Source organism: Mesorhizobium sp. M0184, from assembly GCF_040322215.1.
Classification (GTDB): Bacteria; Pseudomonadota; Alphaproteobacteria; order Rhizobiales; family Rhizobiaceae; genus Mesorhizobium.
In genome coordinates, this window is record NZ_JAMYSZ010000033.1 from 22,858 (window position 1) to 37,468 (window position 14,611).

Genomic DNA, 14,611 nt, shown 5'->3' on the forward strand with positions numbered 1-14,611 from the left:
CTATTGTCGCAAGGACGTGAACGACGGCTGCGTGCCCGCCGTGCGTCGGCCAGGCGGTCGACGGTGGATGACTTTGTTCTTGCAGGGGATTTGCTGCTGCGGCCAGCGTCTGTGCCCATCCCCACATGCCCCGGCGCAGAAAGAGCATGAGGCCGCTACGAGCCTTGAGAGGCAGAGCTTCGCCGAGGGCTGCCCCGCGCAGCACCTCATACTGGGCCGCAATGGCCGACGACAGGATCGACGAACGCACCGATGCCGCGGCAATGTTCACCTGCCGGTTTTTTTTAATACCCGCTCGATCATCCTGGGATGAAGCTCGACATCGAGTTCGCGGCGGACCAGCTTCGCCAGCTCCCGAGCACGAACGGGTTCGCCCGGGCCCAACTGCGCCTGAAGAAACGCCAGGACTTCGTCGTCGATTTTGTGGGGACCGCGGGGGCCCGGCTTCTTTGGTACCAGTCCCGCAATCCCGGCTGCGTCGAAGCTCGCCCTTGCCTGGTAATAGGTCGGCCTGGAAACGCCATACTCGTCGGACGCCACCGTCACCGACATGTTGTCGACGGAGACGCGCCGCAGCATCTCGTATCTGACCTGCACGGCGTCGTGCGGATCGAAGAACTCGCTGTCGCTGAACTTCGGATCGCCCACCTTCTCGGGGTTTGGATTGAAGGTGCCTTGTTCGATGAGGGCCTCCGTCTTCGAGCGCTTGCTGTCGGACATCGCCGGCTCCGAGTGTGGAAAGAAGCATAATCGTAAAGATATTTATGCCGCTATTAGCATCGATGTCAAGGCGGCTTGTGCGATCAATGCTGAACGTGTAGCCGAAATGCTGGGATATGCTCATCATACAAACCCTCCTGCGGCATAATCCGCCTTACAGATGCGGCATAATTATCCTTACAACTTGTCGAGTGATCGCGAAGCCGATTTACCAGAAAGGCGCCCGACCAGACTGGCCAGCTCCAGCAAGTCGACAGTACGCAAGAGCGCCCGCCCATTCCCCATGACAACTTCTGGATCCGGGTTCGCAAGATCAGTCCATTGCGGGGGAACAGACCACACGGCAGTATCGTCGGCCTGCAGCAAAAGGCGTTCGCCATGCCGATTGTATCGCCTGCCGACACATGGCAGCAGCCGCGAGAACAGAGGATGAAACGGATGCGTGATCCGCACTAATTGCGTAACTGCGTTCGTAGAGTCTGCATTCCCAAGTGAGGTACAAGCGGCTGGATGAGGCGAAGTTCTGCTGGCCGCGGATCGGCCACCACCGGGTCCAGCTCAATCATGCTCAGCTCATGAATGGACTGGAAACGGGTTCGGACGAAGACCGTGAGGCGACCGCAATCGGCTGGGTAGAATCCTGCGGCATGATGAATCAGGGGCCTGAAAAAGCGGGAAAATTGTCCGCGAATATGCTCTGATTTTGGCCATGTCGGCACCCGATCTCGCGCTCCCGGACGACGTTGACGCGCTCAAGGCGATGGTTGTTGCCATGGCCGAAAAAGCCGCCGGTCTGGAAGAGCGTAATGCCGATCTCGAAGCCCACAATACGCATCTCGAGTTGGTCAACAAGAGCGCCGAGGAGCGGATCGCACGACTGACGGCGGTGGTGAAGATGCTGGAGCGGTCGCGCTTCGGCAGCCGCTCCGAAAGGTTGCGGGCCGGTGCGCTGAGCGAGGAGCAGTACGCTCTGGTCTTCGACGAGATCGAAACCGGCGTGGCGGCCATCCAAGCGCAGATGGAGAAGTCTGCGGGCGGCCCGAAAGCGAAGCGCGCCCCGCGCCCGCGCAAAGGCTTTGCGGCCCATCTCGAACGGGTCGAGGTGGTGATTGAGCCCGAAACGCCTGCTGGCTGCGAAGGACTGGAAAAGATCCTGATCGGCGAGGACGTCTCCGAGCGGCTCGATGTCACCCCGGCGAAGTTCCGGGTGATCGTCACGCGTCGCCCCAAATATGCCTACAAGGGCTGGGACGGCGTCATCCAGGCAGCCGCGCCCGCCCGCATCATCGAAAGCGGCATTCCGACCGAAGCGCTGCTGGCGCAGATCGCGGTGTCGAAATACGCCGATGGCCTGCCGCTCTACCGCCAGGAAGCGATCTATGCCCGCGATCAGGTCGAGATCGACCGCTCGCAGATGGCGCAGTGGATGGGCAAGGTCGGCTTCGAGCTTGAGCCGCTGGCCGATTACGCACTGGCCCGCATCAAGCAGGGCGAGCGCATCTTTGCCGATGAGACCACGCTGCCAACGCTGGCGCCGGGATCGGGCAAGGCCAAGACAGCCTATTTGTGGACTTATGTCCGCGACGACCGGCCGTTCGGGGGCAGCGGACCGCCCATCGTCGCCTACCGCTTCGAGGACAGTCGCGCAGGCGAATGCGTCGCCCGCCATCTGGAAGGCCATTGCCGCATCCTGCAGGTTGATGGCTATGCCGCCTATAACCGGCTGGCCAAGCCCGATCGGGGCAATGACGGCGTGACGCTGGCGGCGTGCTGGTCGCACGTGCGGAGGAAGTTCTACGAACTGCATGTCGCGGGCTCGTCCGTCATCGCCTCGCAGACGGTGGCGCAGATGGCTCCGCTCTGGGCGACTGAGGAAACCGTCCGCGGTCACGACCCCGCAGCCCGGGTGACGGCGCGTCAGGAGAAATCCGCCGCCGTCGTTGCCGCTCTCTTTGCGCTGTGGGAAAAGGAGCTGCCGAAGCTGTCGGGAAAATCGAAGCCCGCCGAGGCGATCCGCTATGCGCTCGGCCGGCGTGCCGCGCTGGAGCGCTTCCTCACCGACGGCCGCATCGAAATCGACTCCAACACCGTCGAGCGCGCCATCCGGAACAGCCTCTTCGCGGGCAGCGACGGCGGCGGACGGACATGGGCCACCATCGCAACCCTGCTGACCACCGCCAAGATGAATCAGGTCGATCCACACGCCTGGCTCACCCTGACCCTCGAGCGCATTGCCAATGGCTGGCCAAACAGCGATATCGACGCCCTCATGCCATGGAATTACCAGCGCTGAACGGCCTCAGCTGCCCGCTTACGGTGAGCCGGACCATCTCACCGGCCAGGAGCTCAAGGGTCCAGCGGGCCCGTCCCGGTGGCGGCTTTGAGCAGGCGGTCGCCACCAAAAGCGCCTCCTCCTTGCTCGATAGTTTGCGCTCAACGCCGGGGCGCGGCTCGTCGGTGAGCGCTCCCTCAAGGTTCGCTTCCACAAAGCGGCGCCGGGTCCGATAAATCGTCGATCCTGAGACCTTCAAGGTTGCGGCGATCACCTCGTCGCTCACGTCTTCGTTCGCGGCCAAGAGGATCTGCGCGCGTTTTATTTTGCGCGTCGCGTGGCGCCCCCCGCTCAACAGCGCGTCAAGTTGATCACGTTCCGATTGGCTAAGGTCCACACGAAACTTTATACTCACCTGCACCTCCTTCAGCGTGTGGATGCAGATGAATCCGGAAATGAGTCAGTCACTTGGCGAACGACAAGCCGCGCCACAGCCGCGCTTTACGCAGCTTCAAGGCCAGTATTTGGCCTTCATCTACGCCTATAGCCGGATCTTCAAACAGCCCCCGGCCGAAGCCGACATGCGGCGCCATTTCGACGTCACCGCTCCAACCGTCCACCAGATGGTGCTGACCTTGGAAAAAGCCGGGCTCATCACACGGGTGCCCGGAGCTGCCCGAAGCATCCAACTTCTGGTTCCTCCGGAAGCGCTTCCTATCTTGCGCTAAAATAACCCGTCATAATCTCTGTGGAACGGTACTAGTCCGCTGCGGGAGGTGGCATCGGCGAATGAGCCACCATCTCGCGCCGAAATCGTACGCCTCCGAGGAGGGCCGCCTTGCCGGAGAAGGGAGGGTGTAGCTGACTGTCGGTATGGATATCGCTACTGACAGTCGCCAAGTCACTCGTCTCGAGATTGTTGACACTGGCCGCCGGCGCCGCTGGTCGGAGGAGGAGAAGCTGCGGATCGTCGAGGAGAGCTATTCGGCTCCGCGGCAAGCATCCGCGACAGCGCGGCGTCACGGGATTTCCAATCCACTGCTGTTTGCTTGGCGCAAGGCGCATCGCGAGGGTCGGCTCGGCGAAGGTGGCGTCTGCGGTTTCGTGCCGGCGATGATTGTACCGGAGCAGCCAAAGAAGGGTCCAGAACCGGCTGGCGGGCGCATGGAAGTGGTGAGCGTGAATGGCCGCAGGGTCATCATCGAGCCCGACGTGGACGTGGAAGCGCTGCTTCGGATCATGCGCGGCCTGGAAACGCTGCGATGATCCCGATTCCGACGGGGGTGCGGGTGTGGCTGGCGACGGGACACACCGACATGCGCTGCGGCTTTCCCAGCCTTGCTCTACGCGTGCAGGAGATCTTGAAGAACGGCCATATTTTTTGCTTTCGCGGAAAAAGAGGCGATCTCCTGAAGGTCATTTGGCATGATGGGCAAGGATCGTGTCTGTTTACCAGGCGTCTTGAGCGCGGCCGCTACATCTGGCCATCTCTGGCAGACGGAAGCGTTACGATCTCGACGGCGCAGTTGAGCTATCTCCTGTCCGGGATCGATTGGCGCAACCCTCAGGAAACATGGCGGCCGACGCGGGTCGGCTAGCATTTACATTTTGAAATTGCAGGCAAAATCTGATTCACTGGCCTCATGACGTTGACGCCGGATGATCTTCCTTCGGACCTCGCGAGTGCCCTGGCGGCGCTGCGGGCTGAACGCGAAGCACGGCTGCGGGTCGAAGCCGAGCGCGACGTGGCGCAGACGGAGGCCTTCAACTGGCAGGCCGAAGCGGCCAACGCGCAAGCCATGCTATCCGACACCGAGGCGCGGATTGCGCATCTCGAGCTGCGCATCGAGAAGCTGAAACGCGAACTGTACGGGCAGCGCTCCGAGCGCACGGCGCGGCTGATCGAGCAGTTGGAATTGCAACTCGAAGACCTCGTGACCGCGGCGAGCGAGGACGAGCTTGCCGCGGCCGCTGCGGCGGCGAGGACCCAGAGCGTGCGTTCCTTCACGCGCAAGCGGCCAGTGCGTAAACCCTGGCCAGAAAATATCGAGCGCGAGCGCGTCGTCATCGAGCCTCCCACCACCTGCGCCTGCTGCGGCGGATCGCGGCTGTCGAAGCTGGGCGAGGACGTGACCGAGACGCTGGAAGAGATCCCACGCCGCTTCAAGCTGATCGAGACGGTGCGCGAAAAGTTCACCTGCCGCGATTGCGAGAAGATCAGCCAGCCGCCGGCGCCGTTCCATGTCACGCCACGCGGCTTCATCGGTCCGCAGCTGCTGGCGACGATCCTGTTCGACAAGTTCGGCATGCACACTCCACTCAACCGTCAGAGCACGCGCTTCAAGGCCGAGGGGATCGACCTGCCGCTGTCGACGCTGGCCGATCAGGTCGGCCACGGAACCTTCGCCGTCATGCCGCTCTTCCAGCTGATCGAGCGCCATGTGCTCGCGGCCGAGCGCCTTCATGGCGACGACACCACCATCCGCATCCTGGCGAAGAGCAAGTGCACGACCGGGCGCATCTGGACTTACGTACGGGACGATCGGCCCTTCAGTGGGCATGCACCACCGGCGGCAGTCTACTACGCCTCGAGCGACCGACGTGGCGAGCACCCACAGAAGCATCTGGCCGCCTTCGCCGGCATCTTGCAGGCCGACTGCTACAATGGCTTCGAACCGCTGTTCGACCCGCAGAAGAAGGTGCTGCCGATCACGCCGGCATTTTGCTTCGCCCATGCGCGGCGGGGCTTCTTCGAACTGGCCGACATCGAGAAGAATGCCCGCGAGGGCAAGAGGAATGGCAAACCCGTCTCCCCGATCGCGCTGGAGGCGGTCAGGCGCATCGACGCGCTGTTCGAGATCGAGCGCGCCATCAACGGCCGCAGCGCTGACGAGCGGTATGCCGTGCGCCAGGAGAAGAGCAAACCACTTCTCGACGACACGCACGCCTGGTTGCTCCGCGAGCGCGATACCCTCTCGCGCTCTTCCGAGGTCCTGAAGCCGATCAACTACATGCTCAGGCGCTGGGCCGACTTCGCCCGCTTCATCGACGACGGCAGAATCTGCCTCAGCAACAACGCGGCCGAAAGAGCGCTGCGCGGCATTGCTCTGGGAAGGCGCAACTGGACCTTCGCCGGTTCCCAGCGCGGCGCCGACCGCGCCGCCGTTATGCTTACCCTCATCACCACGGCACGCCTCAACGACGTCGACCCGAAAGCCTGGCTCGCCCACGTCCTGGCCCGCATTGCCGATCTTCCCGCCTCGCGTCTGCACGAACTACTGCCCTGGGAATGGAAGCGCCTGCGCGAAGCCGACAAGCCCGCCGATCAGCAGGCCGCCTGACCTTCACGCAACGCCATCATAGAGCCCGCCGCGCCCACGCGCGTGTGCCAATCATGCGGCCTTCGTCGTATGCGTACCCGAAATCTCCGTGCTTACTCGTTGGTTTCGATAAGATATTCGTATCTGTCGCTTCGTATGACGTTGAAAGCGTATTTGATCGGCAACCCAGCGGGGGTTACATCGACATTGGTCTCGAACAGTACCGGGCTAGACGAGGATATCCGTAGGCGTTGGGCCTCCTGTTGGGTGGGCCTTCGTGCCGTTATCCGTATCCATTTGCGCTTGTATTCGGGGATGCCGCAGCGCTTCAAGGCGGCAGTGAAGGATTTTACCCTTCCGAAAGTAGCTGCAAGATCCGGAACTCGGTCGATTGGGAAGTAGCTCGATCCGGTAGCCAAAGGCTGGTCGTTGATGAACGAGACCCACCTGACCTCAGTAACTAACGCTAGCGGAGCGATGTTCAAACGCTTTGCGATATCAGTTTCGACGGAAATTTCGTTAATCGACAGTATCTCCCGCTGCAGGGACTTGTTCTGACTGAGGAGCTTATAAGTGAACCTGGGATCGCAGTTCAACCTGTGTGAAACGAAATCATCCGCAACAAAGGTCCCGACACCGTGCTGAACCCGCAAAGCCCCTTCAGATTCCAGGGCCTTGATCGCGTTGCGCACCGTGTGGCGATTAACTCCAAATCGTTCTGCCAACACGAGATCGCCAGGCAAGCGCCCATCCTCGAAAGCACCCGCATCGATATCGCTGAGGATAGCAGAGCGAACTGCTTCCCAACGCTTCATTGCTCACGACTTTCATTCTCGACTCGGGTCAATAACCTTCTCCCCAAGGATGAAATACAGCGTAACCGCGACGAGCGGACCGCCGGGATCCGGCGGTTGACGTGCAATGGTTTGCGCGGGCAATCCTCGTCATGGCGTAAAGCTGGAGGAAAGCTGGACCAATGGCTGACGGGCCGGTGCTCGCAGTCATCGTTGTGCGCTCGCCAGACATCCGAATGAGCACGCGACCCAAGCCTGGCTGCCCATTCCAAGCCCGAGCGTGAACCCTCGGCCGAGTCGCCGCGTGTGGCCTTGCTTTTATTGTGCATGAAGATCGGGGCATAGTTGCCGGGGCGTCGCTCAGCAAAGCCTCGACCGCCGTGGCGATTGAGAATCGCATTGACGATTGGTTCTTCCAACGATCTAGGCTTTCTTTAGTGCATCTGTCGCCAAGGCAACCATCGGGTCGATGGAATGGCAGCCGGCCCGGCGATGACGGCGACAAGCAACCCTCGATCGCGCTCAGCCCAAAAATATCCGCTGACGGTCGGTGCGCAGCCAGGCACGAGTCTTCGATCGCAACACCCAACTCTCATGGTGCTTTGCGGAACACCGACATGTATTGCCAAGATGCGTTCTCAAACGGGCCCCTCTGCCAGTCTCCGTAACGCTCGATAAGCTCAAGTCCGCTGATCTTTGCGAGTAAGTCAAGCTCCGTTGGATAAACATATCGCATCTTGAGCGGCATCGTCCGGCTTCCGGCCGGTGTGAGCCAAAGGTTTTGAGAAATAAAAAGCTGTTGATTACGGTCATGTCTGGCAAAGCGTACCATCGTTCTCTGCTCATCGACATGGAGAACTGTCGTTCGTTGGTCACCGTAGACGCCCGCGCCTGAAAAATCAGCAGTATATGGATAGTACAAATGCACCGCGAAGCGCCCATCCGGCTTTAATGATTTCGCGACAGAGCCAAAACAGCTGATTTGTTGCCCGACGGTCACCATAAGTGAGAATGTGCTGTTCATGCAGTACACAAGATCATATTGAGTACCCAGATCAAACTCTGCCATGTCGCCAAGGTGTGTCGTGACTGAATCGCCGCCGTTTTTTGCGCGAAGCGAGGCAAGCATCTTCGCCGAGTTATCGAGACCGTGAACAGAAGCTCCTGTCTCTGAAAGGGGCAGTGCGATGTGGCCGGTTCCGACGCCCAATTCAAGGGCGGTTCCGTTACTTGCGATGGGCGCGAGAAAACTGACTGCCCGCGCGTTCTCGACGGACTCATTGAGCGCTTCCACATATTCATCATAGACATCGCCCCATATTTCGCCATACGCAGTATAAGCATCATTCATTTGCACATGGTCTTTCATGACTTTTCCCACTTACTTTGCCCAACCAATATGTTCATAGGGGCCTTCCGGACCTCCCGCCTATCCTCCTTTCTTTCGTTCCGGCATCGCGGTTGCCCGCGGCATGAATGCCGGTCTGCAGATACCGCGCCTCGCAATGAAAAGCTGCAATACTCATGCCAATTTGGCTGATCAACCTGGACAAAGAAGTTGTGCTTACTTTTCAGCTATTTAGGCTGGCAAACAAAAGATTGACTGAACAAATCTGTGTCGCAGACCCAACCAACTCGACAAGAGATGTCAAATAGCGTTGCTTCAGACCGCTATAAGTTGACCTCACCGGAGAGCCGGCTGGCGAACGATCTTGGCCGTGGTCAGCTGTCAATGGGCGCAGAAATTTTCCGCGCTTGTGCTCATCCCCTATGTGACAAAGCCTTTGGAGGCGGTAGCATGGTGCCTGAAAGTGCGCCGCAGAATTTTTGCCAGCTCTTCGTTCTCTGTCCGACTTCGAACCGTCAGCCGAAGATATCGATCTGAATCCTTCATAGCTTGGTAGCCGCATTCTCTTACAAGGACGGATTCGAACAGAATAAGATGCCGCTTGAGCTCTGCAGCGGATAAAGAATTTTCAGGCAGCCGGCATAAGATGAAATTCGTTTGCGAAGGCACGACGTCGAGCCCTGGTACCGTCCCTAGCTCCTGGATGAAGTGCTCTCGATCCTCTCGCAACGCTCTTAGACTGGCCTCCAATTCCTCTGCGAATTCGGGCAGCAAGAACAGTGAGTATTCCGCGATACCGTTGACGTTCCACAACGGCAAGTTCCGGCGCACGGCAGCAACGAGGTCGGTATCGCCAGCCATGAGATAGCCGAGCCGAATTCCGCCGAGCCCGAAGACCTTTCCAAGGCTCTTCATCACGATCAGATTGTCAAAGGACGGCACTAGATTCTCAACGCTGTTTAAACGGCCGTCAGCAGGAAAATCAATAAACGATTCATCCACAATCAGTCGCCGTCCGCGAGAACCGAGAGCCTCGGTCAACCATGCCATGTCAGCATAATCAACAAGCCGGCCGGTCGGATTGTTAGGATTTACAACGACTGCCGTATCTGCGCCTGTCGCTATTGCGAATTCGAAGAAAGCGCGAACATCGAGATCGAAATAGGGAGGACTGAGAACGAAGTTCTTCGTTCGCTTGGTATCGAGCGGCGTTTGAAAGCCGGCGAATGTCGGGGTGGGAATCGCAATTGTGGGGTTCAGCGTTGAATAAAGCGCCTGTATGAGATCGGTCACCCCGTTTCCGACTGCAATGAATTCCGGTTGCTGCGAGGTCATCGCGCCAACAATTGAAGCAATATCAATCTGCTGAGATGGATAGCATGTTAACACGCCTTCGAGCCTCGTCGCTAGCCGGTCGTAAAAAGTCTTCGGAGGGAATCGGGTGTTGCAAAGAAGCATGTGCTCAGCGATTGGCTTGCGCCAATATCCTCCGACGCTGTTCTCCAGACGCCGCTCCAGGTTCTCCTTGTCACACCGAAATTCCGCTATGGATACATCGACACCGTCGCAAACGTCGAGCAGTTCGGCGCCAGCATTCTCAGGGAACGCAATCTCCAGCCCGGACAGACCCAAGGCTAACTTGCTTAAGGCCTGATGTGGAACCTCAGAAGCGGCGGCGTGGCTTTCAAGCAAAAGATACCATAGAACATCAGCACTCAATCGATAAATACCACTCGGTGCGTCGGGTCGCCAAGCAGAGCCATGCAATCCGCTGTCCGTATCGATTCGGTGAAGAACCTCACTGTCGAAAAGCGGTGTTCCCCATATTAGGAGAGTATCCCCCTCATGATCCCGGAGTCTCCTAATGAGGTCGCTGTCAGGCGCGTCCCGCCACGAAAGGATAGTTATGCTGAACTGTAGGCAAAATCTATCGAGTGTGCCGGTGCCCGCGTTTGCGATGAGTGCGACATCTTCAATGCCGCTTTCGAAACATGCCTTGACGAGACGGTCCAAGAGCGGCTGTCCGTTGATCGGGACTAATGGTGCATCGAAACTGCCACTCCACAGATGTATTTTGGGCACTCTGAAATCGAGGATAAAAAGAGCGCGAGTTACATTTGCCATTTCCAGGCTCCTCTTTTTGCAAGAAGCAAAGCGTGAATGAAACCAATAGCGATCAACGTATCCTCATGACGCATTCACATGGGTGTCATCCGGAACCTGTAGGGGGCTTGGTTTCGGGCGATGCTTCGATCGGTTTCTCCCGGTGGCTAAATGCCCCAAACATCCAGGCCTCTCTGTCGTTTTCAGACGCCTCCCTCCATAAAGCCGCGCTTCCTTTAGAAGGCGATTCTGATTCTCAATGGACGGCGTCAGCCCGACCTATTCGAAAGCACCAATCTTCGCTTGGCTGGAGACGGCCAGTCTATCAGTCGCGTGCGCCCAACAGTGCCGGCACGTCGATGCCGGGTCGCGCAAGGAATGTTAACCGGCGCGGCGCCTCAAACGAACGGGATCTAGGGAAATAACATTGTACGAGATGGCTCCTTTGTATGGGCCGACGCGAATGATTTGAGGGTTCCGACCAATGCTTGCCAAAGATAGCGGACTTGATGTCACGTCGATCGGCGCCGGGTTGGTGAACCCCGCCGTGAATGCCCGCAGATCCACTTCGGGCCCACATATTCGTCATGAGAACACCTCCCTGAAGAATATCCCGAGGTTGGCCAGAAGCCAGAATTTTCGACCAAATGAATCTGAGGGGTTACGTCGTCCAGCCTCAAACCAACGCCTCAAAGCAGTAGGGTCGAACAAATCTCCCAGCGGAGAGTCCTTGTGAAAGAGCAGCCTTCTATATTCCGCTGCTCCCTCCCCTACGGCCCACTGACCCAGTGGTAGCGGAAATCCCATCTTTTTCCGAGATAGAACAGACTTGGGCAAGACGCTCCGGTATTCCCTTCGCAAGGGGTATTTTGAGACGTCGAGGCGTTCGCTGAAAGAAGCAACCGGGTACCAAAGCGCCTGGGCAGAGGCGATCGGTGATCTCCACCTTAACCGCTGGGAGCCGGGCATGGCCATGGCGGCAGTTACAAGCTGGTGATCGGTGTAAGGGACGCGAGCTTCGAGTCCAGCTGCCATTGTGGTGTTGTCAACCATTTCCAGCAACGCGGGCAAGTGCGTAGAGACAAAAACATATGAGATCTTGCTAAAGAAATCTCCGCCCGCCTCGGCAAATTGAGTCGAGAAGTGATCGAAGAGCTCCATCTCGTGCTCTGTTCGGATCTGGTCATCGATGACAAGCGAACGGATCTCATCGACCGGAAAGTAAGTATAACGCTCCAAGAAGAACTGCAGCTGACTGCCATGGACTCCGAGCCCAAGGCGCCGGCGCGCGAACTGAGCGAGAGGAGGCGGCAATGCGTCGATGAATTTGCTTCGATTGTAATCATACGGCGTGCGGAACAATCGGCTGTAGCCAGCAAAAATCTCATCGGCACCCTCGCCGGTGAATACGACTTTATGCTCCTTCGAAATCGCCTTTGCGAGCGTAAACATGGCAGTTTCGTTATGCATTCCAAGTGGATGTCCCCGCATGCGAACCAGTTCTGCTACAGCGTTGATATCCGTAGGTTCTCCGATTGGGACGACCCGGTGAGTGAGCCCGAATTCAGCGGCAACCTCTATCGCATAGCCCGTCTCGTCATAATCGGGGGTCTCGACCTTGCCGGTATAGCAGATGGGCTGCATCGAGCGAGCGGACAGCTCATAGGCGAGGATGCTTGAGTCAAGACCGCCGGACAACAAGGCGGCGACCGATACGTCGGCTACCAGCTGGCGCTGAACGGCGCTTCCGAGTAGCTCCCGTACGTCAGAGTGGTCCGGCCTTGATCGCGAAATCCGCTCAGACAGATTCCACCACCGTTCGGCTGTGTATCGCCCATTTTTTATTTCCAGGAGATAACCGGGCTCTAATTTGGAGATCCCGGCGAACAGCGTTCTGGAGCCGATAACCGCGCGATAGGATAGAAAACTGAGCGCGCCGATCATGTCGGGCCCGCGCATGATCCCCGGCCAGCGAATGAGAGCATTCGCTTGCGACGCAAACAGAAGCCCAACATCGCAAATCGTGTAGTAAAGGGGTTTTACGCCCAACCGATCTCGGGCGATTATGACAAGCGACTTCCGCGGATCAAAGAGCGCAAAGGCAAATATTCCGTCCAGGTGATTTAGAAACGATTTTCCCCAAGCAAGGTAACTGACAATTAGTACCTCGGTGTCGGACATCGTCGAAAAGGAGAAACCCAGTTTGCTCAATTCATTTTTTATTTCACGGTAGTTATATATCTCACCGTTGTACGTTACAACAACTCCGGTATCGCTGTCGCGAAAAGGCTGATTGGATCGAGAATGAAGGTCGATAATCGATAGTCGTCGATGTGCGAATGCGACCGAACCATCAATGTAAAGACCGCTCGCATCAGGTCCGCGATGAGCGAGAGCGTCAGCGCAACGTTCTACCGCCTCAGCAGAGATCGGCGTATCTTCGTTTTTAAGGACTATCCCAAAGATTCCGCACATTGGGGTCGCTCTCTTTATATGACTGACACCGGCTAGTTGCCTGGTTTGTCGCCGATCATCTGGATGCAGCCATCGCCGAACCAAAATCGGGCCAGCGGATGGTCATAATGACGATACATCGGAGCGAGAAAGCGCCGAAGGTTGTGGAAATCCCTCGTATACCTTGAGATTCTACGAATGTTCTCGAAGCCGCACTCGGCATACCAGCCTCTGATCTGAACCTCGGTGAAGGAGAACTCGTGGTAGGTGGGCGCCTGGAAGCGGTCTCGTATCGTTACGAACAGATCATCATCGAAAAGACTTCGAAAGAACTCATTCTCCCCAGCGATATATTCTTTTTCTTCGCTCGCTTTGGTTTTCAACAGCCAGTCGATGGCTTCACGCGCCGTGTACGCATTAAGATTGTCGATTGCCGTGCGGAATTGGTCGTCGGTTTTGTAGAGTTCTCGCAAGTGATTAATGCATCGGTAAATGACACCGTTGGCAGTGCCCATGATCGTCAAAAAGAAGCTGCCGCCGGGACGAGTTACGCGGGCAAGCTCTTCGAAGCCTTTTTTTGGATCTCTTGTGTGCGGCAGAACCCCTGCGCAATGAACGAAATCAAAATTTTCGTCGTCAAACGGCAGATCAAGCACACTACCAGTGACCAGTGCCGAACGCGGCCCAAATCGGCTAAGCCGTTTGCGCGCGCAATCCATCCAATCATTGCTCAAATCAAGAGAAACAACGCTACGTGCCCCCTTGCCAAGAAACGCATAGGACGCATTGGCGTTCGAGCCGCAGCCCGCATCCAAGACATCAAGGCCGTGGAAGCTGCCCGTTGGCAGGCCGAAATATTCCTCCTCGATTAGAGAGACTAACCTCTCAAATATGTGGTCGTCATTCTCCTGCTGGCGCTGATAGCGATCGAAGACAGCGCGCGTTTCGGCTTCGAAAGAAGTTTCCATGTCTCTCATCCCCATAGCTACGATGCCAATTAACTTGCGAGAAGCGCGATAGACCCGGCTGCAGCGAGTGTGAGGTTGGCTAGGCGCAAGGCATTGCCGGTCCCAGGAAAGTTGAAACTTGAGAGATGTAGTGCGGATAGAAGAAACGCCGCGCCTATCAAGAGAGAGCCAAGCTGGGGGATCGGCCAGTAGCGGTTTGTCGCAAAGAGTGCCGCCAACACGAAGAGGTCATTGTTCAACGGCAATCCTCTGCCGAATCCGTCAGCGTCCAGCCCGAACGTCGAAAAATAGCTGAGCCGGAGAGCCCCTGACAGGACAAGGCAGATCGCAGCCAATAGTGCGGGAACGGAGAACGCGTTAAAAGACAAGATTAGAACTGCTGGAAAGACGGCTGCGTAGACCAAATCAGCTAGTCCGTCGAACGCGCCCCCCACCTGTGCCGTCAAAGCGGACCGGTTCGGGGAACTCTTCGCGACTATGCCATCCGCGTCATCCGCCAAAAGAGCCCACAAGGCGAAACAGATGCCAACCTCGAAACGTCCGACCATAGCAAAATAAATCGCCGTAGTGGCGAAGGTCAGCCCAAGCGCGGTAATGGCGTTTGCAGCATCGAAGAGATAGCGGATCATCCT

General features: G+C 57.7%; 13 protein-coding genes and 1 pseudogene. 5 read left to right on the forward strand and 9 right to left on the reverse strand.

Features of this window, described 5'->3' with window-relative positions; translation table 11 throughout:
• Positions 1 to 267: 267 nt before the first annotated feature.
• Both NKJ23_RS28450 and NKJ23_RS28455 read right to left on the reverse strand, forming a co-directional pair.
• Entirely contained in the window at positions 268 to 720 is a 453-nt protein-coding gene (locus NKJ23_RS28450) for a helix-turn-helix domain-containing protein (protein WP_352496117.1), read from the reverse strand.
• A 177-nt stretch (positions 721 to 897) separates the two neighbouring features.
• Positions 898 to 1,173: a DUF5372 family protein gene (locus NKJ23_RS28455; protein ID WP_352496118.1), complete on the reverse strand. Its 276-nt coding sequence runs from the start codon at positions 1,171 to 1,173 to the stop codon at positions 898 to 900.
• A gap of 256 nt (positions 1,174 to 1,429) precedes the next feature.
• On the opposite strand from NKJ23_RS28455, the gene tnpC (NKJ23_RS28460) reads away from it, so the two are divergent.
• Positions 1,430 to 3,013, forward strand: a complete 1,584-nt coding sequence (tnpC, locus tag NKJ23_RS28460; protein WP_352496119.1) for an IS66 family transposase — start codon at positions 1,430 to 1,432, stop codon at positions 3,011 to 3,013.
• Between the two features lie 7 nt (positions 3,014 to 3,020).
• Here tnpC (NKJ23_RS28460) and NKJ23_RS28465 read toward each other — a convergent pair.
• A pseudogene (locus NKJ23_RS28465) lies at positions 3,021 to 3,407 on the reverse strand (helix-turn-helix domain-containing protein); the annotation flags it as partial.
• Between the two features lie 28 nt (positions 3,408 to 3,435).
• Between NKJ23_RS28465 and NKJ23_RS28470 the strand changes: the two are divergent.
• The 4 genes from NKJ23_RS28470 to tnpC (NKJ23_RS28485) all read left to right on the forward strand — a co-directional run bounded on the left by NKJ23_RS28470 (position 3,436) and on the right by tnpC (NKJ23_RS28485) (position 6,333).
• Positions 3,436 to 3,720: a LexA family protein gene (locus NKJ23_RS28470; RefSeq protein WP_352496149.1), complete on the forward strand. Its 285-nt coding sequence runs from the start codon at positions 3,436 to 3,438 to the stop codon at positions 3,718 to 3,720.
• Positions 3,721 to 3,865: 145 nt separating this feature from the next.
• Entirely contained in the window at positions 3,866 to 4,258 is a 393-nt protein-coding gene (gene tnpA / locus NKJ23_RS28475; protein WP_352496120.1) for an IS66-like element accessory protein TnpA, read from the forward strand.
• A complete protein-coding gene (tnpB, locus tag NKJ23_RS28480) occupies positions 4,255 to 4,590 on the forward strand; it encodes an IS66 family insertion sequence element accessory protein TnpB (RefSeq protein WP_352496121.1) in 336 nt (111 codons plus the stop codon). Before tnpA ends, tnpB begins: the two co-directional genes overlap by 4 nt.
• Before the next feature lie 45 nt (positions 4,591 to 4,635).
• Positions 4,636 to 6,333, forward strand: coding sequence for an IS66 family transposase (tnpC, locus tag NKJ23_RS28485; RefSeq protein ID WP_352496122.1), 1,698 nt, complete (start codon positions 4,636 to 4,638; stop codon positions 6,331 to 6,333).
• Positions 6,334 to 6,425: 92 nt separating this feature from the next.
• Here the strand turns inward: tnpC (NKJ23_RS28485) and phnF are convergent, their stop codons facing one another.
• The 6 genes from phnF to NKJ23_RS28515 all read right to left on the reverse strand — a co-directional run bounded on the left by phnF (position 6,426) and on the right by NKJ23_RS28515 (position 14,608).
• Positions 6,426 to 7,127 (reverse strand): phosphonate metabolism transcriptional regulator PhnF, encoded by a 702-nt coding sequence (phnF, locus tag NKJ23_RS28490; RefSeq protein ID WP_352496123.1) that lies wholly within the window; start codon positions 7,125 to 7,127, stop codon positions 6,426 to 6,428.
• Between the two features lie 571 nt (positions 7,128 to 7,698).
• A complete protein-coding gene (locus tag NKJ23_RS28495; protein WP_352496124.1) occupies positions 7,699 to 8,475 on the reverse strand; it encodes a class I SAM-dependent DNA methyltransferase in 777 nt (258 codons plus the stop codon).
• Between the two features lie 399 nt (positions 8,476 to 8,874).
• The gene (locus NKJ23_RS28500) at positions 8,875 to 10,578 is read right to left on the reverse strand and encodes a pyridoxal phosphate-dependent aminotransferase (protein WP_352496125.1); all 1,704 of its coding nucleotides are present in this window, start codon (positions 10,576 to 10,578) and stop codon (positions 8,875 to 8,877) included.
• 564 nt (positions 10,579 to 11,142) lie between these two features.
• On the reverse strand, positions 11,143 to 13,032 hold the full coding sequence (asnB, locus tag NKJ23_RS28505; protein ID WP_352496126.1) for an asparagine synthase (glutamine-hydrolyzing): 1,890 nt from the start codon (positions 13,030 to 13,032) through the stop codon (positions 11,143 to 11,145).
• A 32-nt stretch (positions 13,033 to 13,064) separates the two neighbouring features.
• Positions 13,065 to 13,979: a class I SAM-dependent methyltransferase gene (locus tag NKJ23_RS28510; protein ID WP_352496127.1), complete on the reverse strand. Its 915-nt coding sequence runs from the start codon at positions 13,977 to 13,979 to the stop codon at positions 13,065 to 13,067.
• A gap of 29 nt (positions 13,980 to 14,008) precedes the next feature.
• Entirely contained in the window at positions 14,009 to 14,608 is a 600-nt protein-coding gene (locus NKJ23_RS28515; RefSeq protein ID WP_352496128.1) for a CDP-alcohol phosphatidyltransferase family protein, read from the reverse strand.
• Positions 14,609 to 14,611 lie beyond the last annotated feature (3 nt).

Bases quoted from the DNA above. Each gene is read 5' to 3' on its own strand.
- NKJ23_RS28510 (WP_352496127.1), bottom strand. From the start codon at position 13,979: ATGGAAACTTCTTTCGAAGCCGAAACGCGCGCTGTCTTCGATCGCTAT.
- tnpB (WP_352496121.1), top strand. From the start codon at position 4,255: ATGATCCCGATTCCGACGGGGGTGCGGGTGTGGCTGGCGACGGGACAC.
- NKJ23_RS28500 (WP_352496125.1), bottom strand. From the start codon at position 10,578: ATGGCAAATGTAACTCGCGCTCTTTTTATCCTCGATTTCAGAGTGCCC.
- asnB (WP_352496126.1), bottom strand. From the start codon at position 13,032: ATGTGCGGAATCTTTGGGATAGTCCTTAAAAACGAAGATACGCCGATC.
- phnF (WP_352496123.1), bottom strand. From the start codon at position 7,127: ATGAAGCGTTGGGAAGCAGTTCGCTCTGCTATCCTCAGCGATATCGAT.
- NKJ23_RS28470 (WP_352496149.1), top strand. From the start codon at position 3,436: ATGAATCCGGAAATGAGTCAGTCACTTGGCGAACGACAAGCCGCGCCA.
- tnpC (WP_352496122.1), top strand. From the start codon at position 4,636: ATGACGTTGACGCCGGATGATCTTCCTTCGGACCTCGCGAGTGCCCTG.
- NKJ23_RS28515 (WP_352496128.1), bottom strand. From the start codon at position 14,608: ATGATCCGCTATCTCTTCGATGCTGCAAACGCCATTACCGCGCTTGGG.
- tnpC (WP_352496119.1), top strand. From the start codon at position 1,430: ATGTCGGCACCCGATCTCGCGCTCCCGGACGACGTTGACGCGCTCAAG.
- NKJ23_RS28495 (WP_352496124.1), bottom strand. From the start codon at position 8,475: ATGAAAGACCATGTGCAAATGAATGATGCTTATACTGCGTATGGCGAA.
- tnpA (WP_352496120.1), top strand. From the start codon at position 3,866: ATGGATATCGCTACTGACAGTCGCCAAGTCACTCGTCTCGAGATTGTT.
- NKJ23_RS28450 (WP_352496117.1), bottom strand. From the start codon at position 720: ATGTCCGACAGCAAGCGCTCGAAGACGGAGGCCCTCATCGAACAAGGC.